Genomic DNA, 15105 nt, shown 5'->3' with positions numbered 1-15105 from the left:
CGTGATCTCGCTCAGGGGGAAGGGGTGGCGGTAATGGGACGTTCGAACGGGCCGGCCGGCAGGCCGCTGCGGTCGTACAGCGTGCACACCGGGCTGTCGGCCCAGCAGTAGCGCACGCGCGTTGCGGTCATGCCGGAAGGGATGCGCACGCTGACATCGTGACCCTGCAGCGTGGCGCTGGCATAGCGGCAAGTGCCGGCAGTCTCGCCGCACAGCTCGAAGCCGATCGGTGCGTCGTTGCCATAGCTCAGCAAGGTGGTGTCCACGTCATCGAAGCGGATACGCACGCTGTCGCGCTCGCGCTGCAGGCTGCGCGGCACCGGGCCGGACGGGGCGATCGCCTCGCCATACACCACATGCCGCGCTGCACGCGCCAGGCGCCGGCCCAGCTCCTGCTTGTTGGCCGGATGGATGTCGTAGCGGTCGCCGATATCGATCGCCACTGCCAACCCGGCGTGTGCATCGTCGGCAACGAAGCGCCGCTGCGCCTCGCGCAATTGCGCCCAACCGCTTTCGGTCGGTTGGGTGGGCGGCGTGCCGTAATTGGCCAGCTGCACGACCAGCAGCGGCAATTGCGCACCGAAGCGCTGTCGCCAATCGCGCTGCCATGCGTTGAGCAAGGCCGGGTAATGCACCGCGTCGCCGGCATTGGATTCGCCCTGGTACCACAGCACCCCACGCAGGCCCAGGTGCCCGAGCGGGGCGATCATGCCGTTGTACAAGGTGGTGAGCCCGGCAGCCGACGACCACGGCGCCCGCGGTGGCGAGCCCAGCGCAGGCGGCACGATGCGGTACTGCCATGGCGCATCCAACGCCAGCATGCTGCCATCGGCAAACTGCAGTGCGCGCGAGTGCGCATCGCCCAACAAGCCGCCGCGTCGATAGGTGTTGAGCACATTGAGCACGATGCTGTTGCGCCCGGCATGCAACCGCCCGCGCGGCAGCGGGTAGCGACGCGGCTGGTCCGCACCGTAGCTGCTGCCCACGCCGCGCCCGTTGACCCAGGTCTGGTCCAGTTCGTCCACCGGCCCCAGCAACAACGTCGCGTCCTGCGCGGCCTGTGCCGGTGTCAGTTCGATGCTGGTGCGGTACCACACCATGCCGTTGAAGCCGACCAGCTGCGGCACGCCCCAGTCGTCCCATGCGCCCAGTGCCGGCGGTGCGCCCTGCCAGTCGCCGGGCGCATCCGGCTGCCACGGTTCGCCTTCGCCATGCGCATGCCACCAGGCTTCCCACAGCGCGGCCCACTGCGGCGCGGCCGCCACCGGGTCGGTTGCGTAACGCGCCAGCACATCCAGTGCCGGGCCATCGTCGCCGGCCGCACGCAGCGGCGCGTCGCCGATCCAGGCCTGCAGTTGCGAGCCGCCCCATGAGGCGTTGATCAAGCCCATCGGCACGTCCACGGTCTTCTGCAACTCACGCGCGAAGTAGTAACACGCGGCCGAAAACTCCTTCACCGTCTCCGGCGTGGTGCGCTGCCACGTTGCGACGCCACCGAAGCCGCGTTGCGGGGTTGGGCTGGATTGCGCGGGCACCTTGAACATGCGGATGCTGGGGTGGTCGGCGTCGGCAATCTCGCTGCGTGCATCCAGCGTGCGGTGCACCTGCAGCTCCATGTTCGATTGCCCCGAACACAGCCACACATCGCCGATCAGTACATCATCGATCTGCTGCATCGCACCGTCGGCAGTGCTGGCTGTCAGGCGATACGGGCCGCCGGCCGCATGCGCGGGCAGGCGTGCCTGCCAATGCCCTTGCCGGTCTGCGCGAACCTGCACCTGCGCCGTCTCCAGTTGCACCGTGACACGTGCGCCCGGCGCCGCATCGCCCCACACGCGGATCGGCGCATCGCGCTGTAGCACCGCATGGTCCTGGAACACCGGATGCAGCAGCGATGCATCTGCAGCGCTTACCAACCGCGGCAGCAGCAACGCCGATAGCGCGGCGACCAACACCTTCAGCCGGCATGCGCTCACTTCGGATTCCCCGGTGCGTACGGAAATGTCAGTGCCTGGTAATACGCCAACGGATGCGCTGGCGGCGCCACGCCGGCAGGCAGCGGGCGGCCGGACACGCTCTGGAAATAGGCAATGCTGGCATCGCGCCACCACTGCGCCTCACCCTGCTGGATCGCCAAGAAATCGGCGACCTGCTGGTAGCGCTGTGCATCGATCTTGCCGGCGAGGCCTCGCCAGGTCGTGCGCATCGCAGCCACCTCGGCCACGCCATGGTCGTAACGCCAGACCAGCTCGTCCCACAGTGGCCTGCCGGAGGCCATGCGGTGATCCCACGGCACATGATGGAACCACAGCAGCAAGGCCTCGGGCACGCGCTGCACATCGCCGAACACGCGTGCGACTGGCGGCGCATATTGCGCAACGGCATTGCTGCCGCTGGCGCTGCGATCGAAGCCGATCCCGTTGCGGTCGGCGCGGTGGTAATACACCGGGTCCCAATCCGGACGCTCGCTGCCGGCATCCCACGGTGCCGGGCCGTAATGGTGGCCGCGCCCCATCAGGTGATGCAGCCCGAGCGGGGTCATGTAGTCCACCACCGCCTCGCGCGAGCGCAGCAGCATGCCGACCACCGGTTCGACCACGGCCGGATCGTTGGAAAACGTCATGCGCGCCCATTCCTGCGCAATGGCCTGCGGCGACAGCTGCGGGTCCCACGCCAACCGCCCGTATGCGTACCAGTTGGCCTGATCGAAGATCGAGCCGCTCCAGTTGCGGTCGGCACCGATATTGGCCACGCCGGCAATGCCGGTCAGCCGCGTGCGTTTGCCATCGACGAACAAGCTGCCATCCACGGTCTTTGCAACGGTCGAGCCCTTGCCGCGCGCATAGGTGTCGGCTTGCAAGGTCTCGGAAAATAGCGGGCCCAGATAGGCCAGATGCGTGGAAAAGCCAAGGTATTCCTTGGTGATCTGAAACTCCGGCATCAATGGTGTCTTGCGCATCGCACCGAACAACGGGTGAAACGGCTCACGTGGCTGGAAGTCGATGGCGCCGTTTTTCACCTGCACGATCACGTTGTCGCGGAAGGCGCCATCCAGCGGCACGAATTCGCTGTACGCCTGTTTGGCGCGGTCGTCCGGCTGCTCATGCGAATAGACGAAGGCCCGCCACATCACCACCCCGCCATGCGGCGCCAGCGCATCGGCCAGCAGGTTTGCGCCATCGGCATGGCTGCGTCCGTAATCCTGCGGGCCGGGCTGGCCTTCGGAATTGGCCTTGACCAGAAACCCGCCAAAATCCGGGATGCGCGCATAGATTTCGTCGGCCTTGTTGCGCCACCAGCGCTGCACTTGCGGGTCCAGTGGGTCGGCAGTTTTCAGACCACCGATCTCGATCGGCGCACTGAAGCGCGCACTGAGAAACACCCGAATGCCATAGGGACGAAACACCTGCGCCAGTGCCGCGGCCTTGTCCAGGTACTGCGGCGTGAGACTCCACGCCTTGGCGTTGACATTGTTGAGCACGGTTCCATTGATGCCCAACGAGGCATTGGCGCGCGCATAGTCGGTGTAACGCGGGTCCAGATAGCCGGGCAAGGTTTGCCAGTTCCACAACGAGGCGCCGGCATAGCCACGCTCCACCACGCCATCGAGATTGTCCCAATGATTGAGCATGCGCAGCTGCAGGCGCGGCGCCTCGCGCACATCCAGCGCACTGAGCGGTTGGCCGGTCTGCAGCAGGCGCAGGAAGTGAAACGCGCCATATAACGCGCCGACATCGCTGCCGCCCACGATGGCCGTGCTGCGACGCCCATCGACGCTGACCGTGCGGATCAGATAGCCCTCGCGGCCCAGGCCATCGGTTTTCAGCTTCAATGCCGTCAGCTGCGGGGCGGTCGCGGCGCCCAGCAGGATGCTGCCATCGGCGGTGACGGTCGCGGTGGTGGGTAGCGCGGTGCCCAGTAGCCCCTGTACACCGCGTTGCAGTTCTTCCCGCGCGGCCCGTAGCGTAGGCGAATCACCGGCCACCACCAGGGTGTTTGCGTGCTGGCGTAGCTGCGCGGCATTGCCCAGGGTGTGGTAGCGCAACCATAACTCGTAGCCATCTTCGGCATGCACGGGGGCGACCGGTACCAACACGGCACCCAGCAGTGCCAGCCACAGCAGCGCCAGCGCATGCCCGCGCGCGCGCGCGCGGCCCATCCGGCATGCGCTCATGCGGCGCGCTCCTGCAGGCTGCAGGCGCGTGAGTGCATCTCGCCGCTCTGTCTGCTTCCCGGTACCATGGCTTGCATCGCGCCATGTCGGGCTGCCGCGCGTGTACCGGCAGCAGCACGCGAGCATCCGCCCGCTGTCGCAGTCACCTGAAGAGGCCACGCTTGGAGAAGATCAGGAAGTCGGTCCGCCGCACCAGTCGCGCGACCACCATCGACGAGGTGGCGGCGCTGGCGAAGGTGTCGCCGATGACGGTCTCGCGTGTGGTCAACAACAACGGCAGTGTCCGCGATGCCACCCGCGAGCGGGTGATGCGCGCGGTCGACAAGCTCGGTTACACGCCCAATCTCGCTGCCAGTGCGCTGGCCGCTGCACAGAGCACCCGCATCGCGTTGATCTACAGCGATCCCAGCGGCGCGTATTTGCGCGAGCTGTTGCTGGGTGTGTTGCGCGTGGCCTCGCGGACCTCGATCCAGCTGGTGATCGACTGCTGGGACGACCTGGATGCCGATGCCGAGCGCCGTGCCGCACGCAAGCTTGCCAAGGGCGTGGCCGGCGTGATCCTGCCGCCGCCGTTGTGCGAGTCCAGGGCCGCGGTGCTGGAGCTGGTGCGCGCCAAGGTGCCGGTGGTAGCGATCGCCTCCAATCACTTCAGCCCCGATGTGGCCTGCGTGCGGATCGATGAATTCGCCGCCGCCAAGGAGATCACCGAGCATCTCATCGCACAGGGGCATACGCGCATCGGCTATATCGCCGGGCATCCGAATCTGTCGGCCAGCACGCGACGCTTCGAAGGGTTTCAGGCCGCGTTGTCCGATGCCGGTTTGCGCCTGGATCGACATCTGGTGCAACCGGGCGACTACACCTACAAATCCGGCCTGGTCGCCGCCGAAAAACTGCTGGCACGCAAACGCCGCCCCAGTGCCATCTTCGCCAGCAACGACGACATGGCAGCCGCGGCCATCTCGGTCGCGCACCGCCGTGGGCTGGATGTGCCGCGCGACCTGTCGGTAGTGGGCTTCGACGACACCTCTGCCGCCACGGCGGTATGGCCCGAACTCACCACCGTGCAGCAACCCATCGCCGCCATGGCCGATGCCGCGCTGGACATCCTGTTGAAGACGATACGTGCCAAGGAGCGCACGGCGAAGATGGTCGATCATGTGGTCGCGCACCTGCTGGTCAAGCGGGATTCGGTGGCCGCACCGACACCTTTCGATCCGGCCGAGTAAGAGGAGCGACGGCGCGGCCGCAGTACGGGCGCAGTCGCCGACGGGTTGTGCATGTCCTGTGCGTCCCTGCGGTGGCCGGCGTGATGTCCCCTGCGTAGTACGCGCCACGCTGGCGTCGATCTGGATGCGTGGCTGCATCGCCTGCATTGCCGCCAGGGCAATGCAGGCGGGGTGTCCCATCCACGCCGCGTCCCACGCCGCGCGCGTGGCAACGTTCACCGGATCAGATACTGATTGATCAGGTTTTCGTAGGCTTCCTGACGGCCGCTGATCTGCTTGGGCGCATTGCCGGCGGCGTACTTGGCCAGATCTGCCAGCGTGCTGGTGCCGTTGGCAAAGTCGGCACCGGCGCCGCTGTCGAAGCTGGCGTAACGCTCGGCGCGCCAGGTCTCCAGCGGCGAAGACGTCAGCAGCGCATTGGCCACTTCCAGCCCGCGTGCAAACGCGTCCATGCCACCGATGTGCGCCAGGAACAGATCTTGCGGGTCGGACGACTCGCGGCGCACTTTGGCGTCGAAATTCAGGCCACCCGGTGCCAGCCCGCCCTGGCGCAGCACCACCAGCATCGCGCCGACGGTGTCGTACAGGTCGGTCGGGAACTGGTCGGTGTCCCAGCCGTTCTGCGGGTTGCCGCGGTTGGCATCGATGCTGCCGAGCAGGCCGGCGTCACTGGCAACCTGCAGATCGTGCTCGAAGCTGTGACCGGACAGGGTGGCGTGGTTGGCCTCGATATTGAGCTTGAAATCCTGGTCCAGGCCATGCTGACGCAGGAAGCCGATCACCGTGGCGCTGTCGAAGTCGTACTGGTGCTTCATCGGCTCCATGGGCTTGGGCTCGATCAGGAAGTTGCCGGTGAAGCCGATCGCGCGGCCGTAGTCGCGTGCCAGGGTGAGGAAGCGCGCCATGTTGTCCTGCTCGCGCTTCATCTGCGTGTTGTGCAGGCAGGCATAGCCTTCGCGGCCGCCCCAGAACACGTAGTTTTCGCCGCCCAGCTCCACCGTGGCATCGATCGCCGCCTTGACCTGCACCGCGGCACGCGCCACCACGTTGAAGTCTGGGTTAGTGGATGCACCATTCATGTAGCGCGGGTGCGAGAACAGGTTGGCGGTGCCCCACAGCAGCTTGATGCCGGTGTCGGCCTGGCGCTGCTTGGCGATGCCCACCATGTGCTTGAGGTTGCTTTCGTACTCGCCGATATCGTCGGCGTCCGGCGACAGGTCGATATCGTGGAAGCAGTAATACGGCACGCCGAGCTTGGTGAAGAATTCGAACGCGGCATCGGCCTTGGCCTCGGCACGATCGAGCGCGCTGTTGCCGATATCCCACGGATACGCACGCGTGCCCGGGCCGAACGGATCGGCGCCGTTGCCGCAGAAACTGTGCCAGTAGGCCACGGCAAAGCGCAGGTGCTCGGCCATGGTCTTGTCGCCGATCTTCTTGTTGGCGTCATAGACCTTGAACGCGAGCGGGTTGTCGGAGTCGCGGCCTTCGAAGCCGATCTTGCCGATGCCGGGGAAATACTCTTTGGCGCCGATGAAAACGGTGTTGCTCATGGGGTGGAACTCCTGCAAGGAGGCGAGGGAAGGCAAGGGTGTTGCAAACGAGTGGCCAGTCGCGCAGCGCGGGGGACGCCCATGTGCACCGCCGCTGCGCCAACAGCGCGCGCGGTCGGCACCAACGGGGACTGCGCGCGCAAGATCTGACCCACACCACGCAAAATGTTAGCGCTACCACAATTGCGACCGAAAAAAGCCGCGCGATGGAGCGAAGCTGGAGATTCCATGCCGATTCCGAGTGAAGCGGTCTGCCCGACTTTACCCAGCCCGGCGCCGAAAGGCTTGCTGCGCTGCGAGATACGCAGTGTGGCGTGGCGGCCAGGTGTGGTGATGGCCGGTAGTGGGCGGGCCGGGGGCGTGCGGCCCTCACCCGCCCTTCGGGCACCCTCTCCCGCATGCGGGAGAGGGAACTGCCGGGCGAGGGAGCTGCTGGGGGGAGAGGAAGCTGCCACGAAAGGGAATCGCCAGGAGAAGGAACCGCCGGGCGAGGGATCACCAGGAGAGGGAGCTGCCGGGGGGCGAGGGAGTTGCCAGGAGAGGGAGCTGCCACGAGAGGGAATGGCCACGAGAGGGAGGCGCCGGGGTGAGGGATGCGCCGGGGTGTAGGGAGCTGCTGGGAGAGGGCCGGCAGGAGAGCGCTGGGTGGGAGGCGCTCGCCACAAACAAGGGCTTGCTCCCTTCCCCCGTTTACGGGGGAAGGTGCCCGAAGGGCGGATGGGGGCAGCCACCCTGGCCTCACGACCCAATCCCAATCCCCCCGGCAGCTACAATGGCGGGCTTATGACCGCTGTCCTGCCGCTGCCGCAACCCCTGGCCGACCCCGCGCCGCGCAACCCGCGCCAGCGGCCGATGTCCGAACAGCTGCGCCTGGGCAAGCGCCTGCAACGCCAGGTGGGCCAGGCGATTGCCGACTTCGGCATGATCGAAGCCGGCGACAGGGTCATGGTGTGCCTGTCCGGCGGCAAGGACAGCTACACCCTGCTGGACATGCTGCTGCACCTGCAGCGCAAGGCGCCGGTGCCGTTCACGCTGGTGGCAGTCAACCTGGACCAGAAACAGCCGGATTTCCCTGCCCACGTGCTGCCCACCTATCTGCGCGCGCTAGGGGTGCCGTTCGACATCATTGAGCAGGACACCTACTCGGTGGTCAGCCGGGTGATTCCGGCCGGCAAGACCATGTGTTCGCTGTGCTCGCGGCTGCGCCGTGGCGCGCTGTATGCCTACGCGCAGGCACATGGCGTGACCAAGATTGCGCTCGGCCATCACCGCGACGACATCGTCGCCACGTTTTTCATGAACCTGTTCCACCACGCACGCCTGGCGGCGATGGCGCCCAAGTTGCGCAGCGACGACGGCGCGCATGTGGTGATCCGCCCGTTGGCCTATGCGCGCGAGGCCGACATCGCCGACTACGCGCAGGCGCGGCAGTTTCCGATCATTCCCTGCAACCTGTGCGGCAGCCAGGAAAACCTGCAGCGCCAGCAGGTCGGCCGCATGTTGCAACAATGGGATCGCGAGCAACCCGGGCGGGTCGATCAGATCGCGCGCGCGCTGGGCGATGTGCGCCCCGAGCAACTGGCCGACCATCGCCTGTTCGATTTCCTGAGCCTGGGCCGCGCGCCCGGGGCCGCCGCGGCCGTGCCCGACGCCAGCGGCGCTTGGCTGGCCGCCGGCGACGGCCCACACAACAGCGACTGACGCGCCCGCCCGGTCGCCGTCGGTCTCCCACCTCCACGTTTGTCTTCTTCGGTCTTACGCATGTTCTTTCGCAATCTCACTTTATTCCGTTTCCCGACCACGCTGGATTTTTCCGAAATCGAAACGCTGCTGCCGCCAGTGCAGCTCAAGCCGGTCGGCCCACTGGAAATGAACTCGCGCGGTTTCATCTCGCCGTTCGGCCGCGATGAGCAGGAAGTGCTTTCGCACCGCCTGGAAGACTTCCTGTGGCTCACCGTCGGTGGCGAGGACAAGATCCTGCCCGGCGCCGTGGTCAACGATCTGCTCGAGCGCAAGGTCGCCGAGATCGAGGAAAAGGAAGGCCGTCGCCCCGGCGGCAAGGCCCGCAAGCGCCTCAAGGACGACCTGATCCATGAGCTGCTGCCGCGCGCCTTCGTCAAGAGCTCGCGCACCGACGCCATCCTGGATCTGCAGCATGGCTACATCGCGGTCAACACCTCCAGCCGCAAGAGCGGCGAGAACGTGATGAGCGAGATCCGCGGCGCGCTCGGCAGCTTCCCGGCGCTGCCGCTCAACGCCGAAGTCGCCCCGCGCGCCATCCTCACCGGCTGGATCGCCGGCGAGCCCTTGCCCGAAGGCCTGAGCCTGGGCGAAGAATGCGAAATGAAGGACCCGATCGAAGGCGGCGCGGTGGTCAAGTGCCAGCATCAGGAACTGCGCGGCGACGAGATCGACAAGCACCTGGAAGCCGGCAAGCAGGTCACCAAGCTGGCGCTGGTGCTGGATGACAACCTCTCCTTCGTGCTCGGCGACGACCTGGTGATCCGCAAGCTCAAGTTCCTCGACGGCGCGCTGGATCAGCTCGAGCACAGCGAAGACGACGGCGCGCGCGCCGAACTCGACGCACGCTTTGCGCTGATGAGCGCCGAAATCCGCCGGCTGTTCCTCTTGCTGGAAACCGCGCTGAAGCTCAGCAAGGCGGAGTAACCGGGTTTCGACCTGTGGCGGCATTGGCAGGCGCGAGTCGATGCGTGCGTCAAAAGCGCGGTGAGTCGAGTGCGCGGCGCCCTCACCGCTCGCGGGACACGCCTTCAACCCGTCCATGGGGCTCGGTGGCGGCATCCATGCCGCCAACGGTCCCGCAATCGGCGAGAACACCACGCCAGACAGTTGGCTGGTGGTTTTGTTGAAAAGCAAAGACACCGCGTCGCAGCTTGCTGGCCGCTGGTTCATATCCATGCGCACCGACCATCTCCACTGGTCCTTGCCCGCCCACCGTCGCGGGACCTTGAGCGGCATGGATGCCGCGCCAGAGCTTACAAGGACGTACTTGCAGCGTGTCCCGCGATGGTGGGCGGGCAAGGACCCTGCAGCAAACGCGCAGCCTCGGTCGAGTGCGCGGTGCCGTCACCGCTCGCGGGACACGCCGTTAACCCGTCCATGGGGGCTCGGTGGCGGCATCCATGCCGCCAACGGTCCCGCAAGCGGCGAGGACACCGCACCAGACAGTTGGCTAGTGGTTTGTTGAAGAGCAAAGACACCGCGTCGCCAGTTATTTAATCGCTTTTTGAAGACTCTGCGCACCGACCAACTCGACTGGTCCTTGCGCGCTCACCGTCGCGGGACCTTGAGCGGCATGGATGCCGCGCCAGAGCCTCCAGGGACGGATTCACGGCGTGTCCTGCGATGGTGGGCGGGCAAGGGCCTTGCAGCAAACGCAAAGACGTCGAGGGCGCGGCGCCTTACCGCTCACGGGAAACGCCGTAAAACCCGTCCATGACGGCTCGTTGATCGCATCCACGCCGCCAATGCTCCCGCAAGCGGCGAGGACACCGCACCGGAGCGTTGGTCGGCTGCTTTCTTGAAGACGTATCGTCGGTGCGTCCTGCGGAGGTCGAGGGCAGGGCCATGCAGCCAGGCCGCATGTCCACCCAATTCGGCTGCGCCCATCTGCCAGTGGGCATGGTCGTCTGGTGAGTCGCTCTAAGTCGCGCCAACATCGAATGCATCACGTGCGCCGTCTCACCACCTGACACATCGCAGCGCTATCCTGTGCCCATGTTCAAACCCGTCCGCCGCCTGATTGCGCCGCCGTCGCAGGTTGTCGAACGCGACTGCGTGCGCGTGCAGCTGGACGGCCGCGACATCGACGTGCTGCGCGTCCGCGATCCGCGCGCGCGCCGCATCAAACTCAGCGTCGACGAGCGCGGCGCGCGGTTGACCTTGCCGCTGCGTGCAAGCCTGGTGTCCGGCGAGCGCTTCCTGCATGCGCACCTGGATTGGCTGAGCACGCAGCTGTCGCGCTACCAGCAGGTCGATGCCTTTCCTGCGCTGGAGCGCGGGGTGCCGGGGCTGCTGCCCTTGCGCGGGGCGCTGCTGCCGTTGAGCTGGCACGACGGCCGCTACGCGCGCATCGACATCACCGATGCAGGTGCGCAGTTCTATGTGCCCACCCGCCTGGGCGATGCCGGTCTACGTCGCACACTGAAGGAATTCTACGAAGCGCAGGCCCGCGCCGATGTCGGCCGCTGGTTGCCCACCTATCTCCCCGGCCTGCCGCGCGCACCGGCACGGTTGCGTTTGAAGGTGATGTCCTCGCAGTGGGGCTCGCTCGCCCCGGATGGCTCGATGGCACTGGACCTGGCACTGGTGCTCGGCCGCCCGTCCGCGTTCGAATACGTGCTGGTGCACGAGCTCTGCCACCTGCTGCAGGCCAATCATTCGCCGGCCTTCTGGGCCGAAGTGGAACGGCGCTTCCCCACCTGGCGCGACGAACGCAGCTACTTTCACGAACACGGCCGCCAGCTCAAGGCGCAGCTGCGGCGGTTGTTGCAGGTCGCCTGATGCAAGGCCGCAGCGATGCCCGTCTGCCAGGTGCGCAGCGCTCGCGCTGATCCGTTCGCGCTAAGTCCAATCAACAGCGATGCAAAGCCACTGCGCGGTCTGCCTTGGCGCGCGGCAAGGCCGCTAGCGCCATTCGTACGCTGCAGCCCAGGCGAGGTGCCTTCGGGCCAGCGGTGATAGCCAGGCAAACTGCTGCGCCAGGGCGCGCTCGGCCATGGCAACGCCTGCGTCCGAGGAGCGGGCCGTTGTCCAATGACGTGCGTTGCAAGCTGTCGACCAGACCTGTTCGAACAACGCACGATCGTCCGCCCCAAGCGTTGGGTCGGCACGAACCGCACCGCCAAACGTCCAGGGCGCATCCCACCGGTCGAAGCACTCAATTGCAATCCCCACGCGCCGCATGACGCATCACGCTCCTTGCAGCTGCCTGCATCACCTCTGCGGTTGCGGCAGATCCGCAAGAAACCCATTGATCACCGCCGCCACCGGTGCCGGGGTTTCCATATGCAGATGGTGCGTGCCCGGCAGCAGCGTCAGACGCGCGTCGGGCACCATCGCCACGCGGTGATCGCGCAGCGCATCGGAAAAATACGGCTGCGCCGGCGTGGCGAAGATGGCCTGGGTGGGGCACGCGATGGAGGCCAGCACCGCGTCGATCTGCGCCTCGGTCATGCGGATGGCGGTGGGCAGGGTCAGGCGCGGGTCGGTGCACCAGCTGTAGCCGCCTTCCACCGCGCGCAGGCCGCGCTCTACCAGCAACCGTGCAGCCGGCTCGGTGAGCTGGTTGGCCATCATGCGTGCGCGCACCGGGGCCTCCATCGAGGCGAACACCCGCAGCGGCCGCTGCGCCAGGGTGCGCGTCGAACGCACCGAGTCGCGCAATCGTTCGGCCGTGCTCTCCACCGGCTCGGCCAGGGCGCCCAGCGCCTCGATGACCAGCAGCGCCTCGATGCGCTCCGGCGCGGCAGCGGCCATCAGGCTGGCAACGCCGCCACCGAGCGAATGGCCCAACAACGTGAAGCGGTCCCAGCCCAGCGCATCGGCCACCTGCAACAGGTTGTGGATCGCGCTGCTGAGCGTGTACTCGGCGCCCACCGGCAGCCACGTGCTATGACCATGGCCGGGCAGATCCAGCACCACCAGATCCAGCGCCTGCGCGTGCAGATGCGTGCTCAGCGGTACGAAGCTGGCCGCGTTATCGAGCCAGCCATGCAGGGCCAGCACCCGGCGCGGCCCGCGCTCGGTGCTGCGCAACCCGGTGATACGACCGATGGCCAGCTCGCACGCAAACGGCTCCAACCTCACGCGCGACGCGCCAGTGCAGCCAGTGCCTGCGCGTGCGCATCGCTGGCATTGAGGCAGGGGATATAGCTGAGCGTGGCGCCGCGTTCGGCCAGCGTTTCGGCAAAGCCCAATGCCACTTCCTCCAGCGTTTCCAGGCAGTCGGTGGCAAAGCCCGGGCACACCAGATCGAAGCTGCGCACGCCGCTCTCGGCCAATGCCCACAAGGTCGGTTCGGCATACGGCTGCAACCAGCGTTCGGCGCCGAAGCGCGACTGGTAGCCCATCTGCCATTCGTCCGCGCCCAGGCCCAGCGCCGCCACGATCGCCTGCGCACTGCGCTCGCATTGCTGCGGGTACGGGTCGCCGGCATTGGCCACCCGTTGCGGCAGGCCGTGGAAGGAGAACATCAGCTTCTCGCTGCGCCCATGGACCTGCCAGTGCGCGCGGATGGAGTCGGCGATCGCCGCCACCCAGCCGGCGTCCTCGCAATAGTCCTGGATCACCTCGACCGCGATCTCCGGCGCGCTCGGGCGCCACGCATCCACCACGTCCTGGATCGAGGCGGTGGTGGTGGTGGAGTACTGCGGATACAGCGGCAACACCACGATGCGCCGGATGCCGCGCGCGCGCAGGGCATCGAGCGTCTTGCGCAATGCCGGCTCGCCGTAGCGCATCGCCCACTCGACGTGCCAGTCGGGCAGCGCCTGTTTCAGGCCATCGGCCAGGCGGCGGGTATACACCGCCAGCGGCGAGCCATCGGGTAACCACACCTTGGCGTATTTTTCGGCCGACTTGGGCCCGCGGACGGGCAGGATCACTCCGTACAGCAGCGGTTTCCAGAACAGCGGCGGAATGGCGACCACGCGGCGGTCGCTGAGGAACTCGGCCAGGTAGCGGCGCACGGCCGGGGCGGTCGGCGATTCGGGGGTGCCGAGGTTGACGACCAGCAGGGCGGTATCGGGAGTGGTGTTCATGCGGGCCATTCTGGCAGAGCCGGGCAGCACTGCCGAGAACACTGCACCAATGACGGCGATCGGCCGCGTCTTGCAGCCGGTTGCGCTCACCACCGATTCATTGCGCCACCACTAACGTCGCGGCATTGCTATCTTTGACGCATCGTCCCCTGGAGCTTGTCATGCCTCGTTTGTCGCGCCTGGCCCTGTTGTTGTCGCTGACCTTCGCCGCCGGCCATGCCGTGGCCGGCCCGGAAGAAGACCAGCGCGCACGTAATGCGGTGCGGGTGCTCAACGAGATCATGAAGATTCCCGAGCAGTCCATTCCGGACAAACTGCTCGACGAGGCGCGCGCCATCGTGGTCATCCCCGACACGCTCAAGGCCGGGCTGGTGATCGGCGGCCGTCGCGGCCACGGCCTGATGTCGATGAAGAACGCCGACGGCAGCTGGTCGCAGCCGGTATTCGTCAAGCTCACCGGCGGCAGCATCGGCTTCCAGGCCGGCGTGCAGTCGTCTGACGTGGTGCTGGTGTTCCGCAACGACCGCAGCCTGGACAACATCGTCAACGGCAAGTTCACCCTCGGCGCGGATGCCGGCGTGGCTGCAGGTCCGGTCGGCCGGAACGCCGCGGCCGCCACCGACGGCCAGCTCAAGGCCGAGATCTGGTCGTGGTCGCGCGCACGCGGGCTGTTTGCCGGCGTGGCGCTGGACGGCGCGGTGCTGCAGATCGACGATGCCGCCGACCTCAACGCCTATGGCGGGGGTGCCACCCCACGGATGATCTTCGAAGGCCGCACCAACGAGCGCCCGTCCACCGACGTGATCGCTTTCCGCGACCGTCTGGAGGAGGTCACCTACACCGCACGCGCCAACCGCACCAGCGATGGCGACGACGACACCGCACCGGTGCCGCCGCGGGCGCCAGGCGCGGCCCCGGCGGCGCAATCCGCACCGCCGCCGCCTGCCAACGAAGCCAGCACGGTGCCGATGCAGCCCAGCACCACCCCGCCGCCGCAGCAGGGGTTCCAGCCGGTGTCCGATGGTGAAATCCGCACCGAATCACTAGACGGTAACCGCTGAGGCGTTGTCATCCCCCTGCACGGTGCGCTGGGGTATCCTGCGCCTTCCTTCTTTTCAGCAAGCGAGCAGATCATGGGCGGTTTCAGCATTTGGCACTGGCTGATCGTGCTGGTGATCGTGTTGCTGGTGTTCGGTACCAAGCGGCTCACCAGCGGTGCCAAGGACCTCGGCAGCGCGGTCAAGGAATTCAAGAAAGGCATGCACGACGACGATAAGCCGGCCGGCAAGCTCGGTGACGACTCCCGCACTGCCGAGCAGGCGCGTGAGGCGCAGGCCGAACGCGACCGCGACGCGCGCTGATCCGGA

11 protein-coding genes are annotated in these 15105 nt (G+C 66.9%); 6 read left to right on the top strand and 5 right to left on the bottom strand.

Annotation, left to right across the window (positions count from 1 at the left end):
- Window positions 1–11 precede the first annotated feature (11 nt).
- Both ABQZ09_RS18045 and ABQZ09_RS18040 read right to left on the bottom strand, forming a co-directional pair.
- Entirely contained in the window at window positions 12–1976 is a 1965-nt protein-coding gene (locus tag ABQZ09_RS18045; protein WP_349777547.1) for a sialate O-acetylesterase, read from the bottom strand.
- Window positions 1973–4159: an alpha-glucuronidase family glycosyl hydrolase gene (locus tag ABQZ09_RS18040; RefSeq protein ID WP_349777575.1), complete on the bottom strand. Its 2187-nt coding sequence runs from the start codon at window positions 4157–4159 to the stop codon at window positions 1973–1975. The genes ABQZ09_RS18045 and ABQZ09_RS18040 overlap by 4 nt, the downstream gene beginning before the upstream one ends.
- Window positions 4160–4335: 176 nt before the next feature.
- On the opposite strand from ABQZ09_RS18040, the gene ABQZ09_RS18035 reads away from it, so the two are divergent.
- Window positions 4336–5403, top strand: a complete 1068-nt coding sequence (locus ABQZ09_RS18035; RefSeq protein ID WP_349777546.1) for a LacI family DNA-binding transcriptional regulator — start codon at window positions 4336–4338, stop codon at window positions 5401–5403.
- 215 nt (window positions 5404–5618) lie between these two features.
- Here the strand turns inward: ABQZ09_RS18035 and xylA are convergent, their stop codons facing one another.
- A complete protein-coding gene (gene xylA, locus ABQZ09_RS18030; protein WP_228315031.1) occupies window positions 5619–6956 on the bottom strand; it encodes a xylose isomerase in 1338 nt (445 codons plus the stop codon).
- 783 nt (window positions 6957–7739) lie between these two features.
- On the opposite strand from xylA, the gene ttcA reads away from it, so the two are divergent.
- From ttcA to ABQZ09_RS18015, 3 genes are all read left to right on the top strand, one after another.
- Window positions 7740–8657, top strand: coding sequence for a tRNA 2-thiocytidine(32) synthetase TtcA (gene ttcA, locus ABQZ09_RS18025; protein WP_184558105.1), 918 nt, complete (start codon window positions 7740–7742; stop codon window positions 8655–8657).
- 60 nt (window positions 8658–8717) lie between these two features.
- Window positions 8718–9623, top strand: a complete 906-nt coding sequence (locus tag ABQZ09_RS18020) for a recombination-associated protein RdgC (RefSeq protein WP_039408990.1) — start codon at window positions 8718–8720, stop codon at window positions 9621–9623.
- A 1071-nt stretch (window positions 9624–10694) separates the two neighbouring features.
- Window positions 10695–11480, top strand: a complete 786-nt coding sequence (locus ABQZ09_RS18015) for a YgjP family zinc-dependent metalloprotease (protein WP_166744519.1) — start codon at window positions 10695–10697, stop codon at window positions 11478–11480.
- A 432-nt stretch (window positions 11481–11912) separates the two neighbouring features.
- Here ABQZ09_RS18015 and ABQZ09_RS18010 read toward each other — a convergent pair whose 3' ends face one another.
- Together ABQZ09_RS18010 and hemH are read right to left on the bottom strand one after the other, a co-directional pair.
- Window positions 11913–12785: an alpha/beta fold hydrolase gene (locus ABQZ09_RS18010; protein ID WP_184558102.1), complete on the bottom strand. Its 873-nt coding sequence runs from the start codon at window positions 12783–12785 to the stop codon at window positions 11913–11915.
- Window positions 12782–13747, bottom strand: coding sequence for a ferrochelatase (gene hemH / locus ABQZ09_RS18005; protein ID WP_184558219.1), 966 nt, complete (start codon window positions 13745–13747; stop codon window positions 12782–12784). Before hemH ends, ABQZ09_RS18010 begins: the two co-directional genes overlap by 4 nt.
- 152 nt (window positions 13748–13899) lie before the next feature.
- Between hemH and ABQZ09_RS18000 the strand changes: the two genes are divergently transcribed.
- The gene (locus tag ABQZ09_RS18000) at window positions 13900–14799 is read left to right on the top strand and encodes a lipid-binding SYLF domain-containing protein (protein ID WP_047694171.1); all 900 of its coding nucleotides are present in this window, start codon (window positions 13900–13902) and stop codon (window positions 14797–14799) included.
- A gap of 72 nt (window positions 14800–14871) precedes the next feature.
- On the top strand, window positions 14872–15099 hold the full coding sequence (gene tatA, locus ABQZ09_RS17995) for a Sec-independent protein translocase subunit TatA (RefSeq protein WP_003484969.1): 228 nt from the start codon (window positions 14872–14874) through the stop codon (window positions 15097–15099).
- Window positions 15100–15105: the final 6 nt, after the last annotated feature.

This window comes from Xanthomonas sp. WHRI 6106, assembly GCF_040202405.1.
GTDB classification, from domain to species: Bacteria; Pseudomonadota; Gammaproteobacteria; order Xanthomonadales; family Xanthomonadaceae; genus Xanthomonas; species Xanthomonas cannabis.
This window is presented reverse-complemented; position numbering and strand designations above follow the sequence as displayed.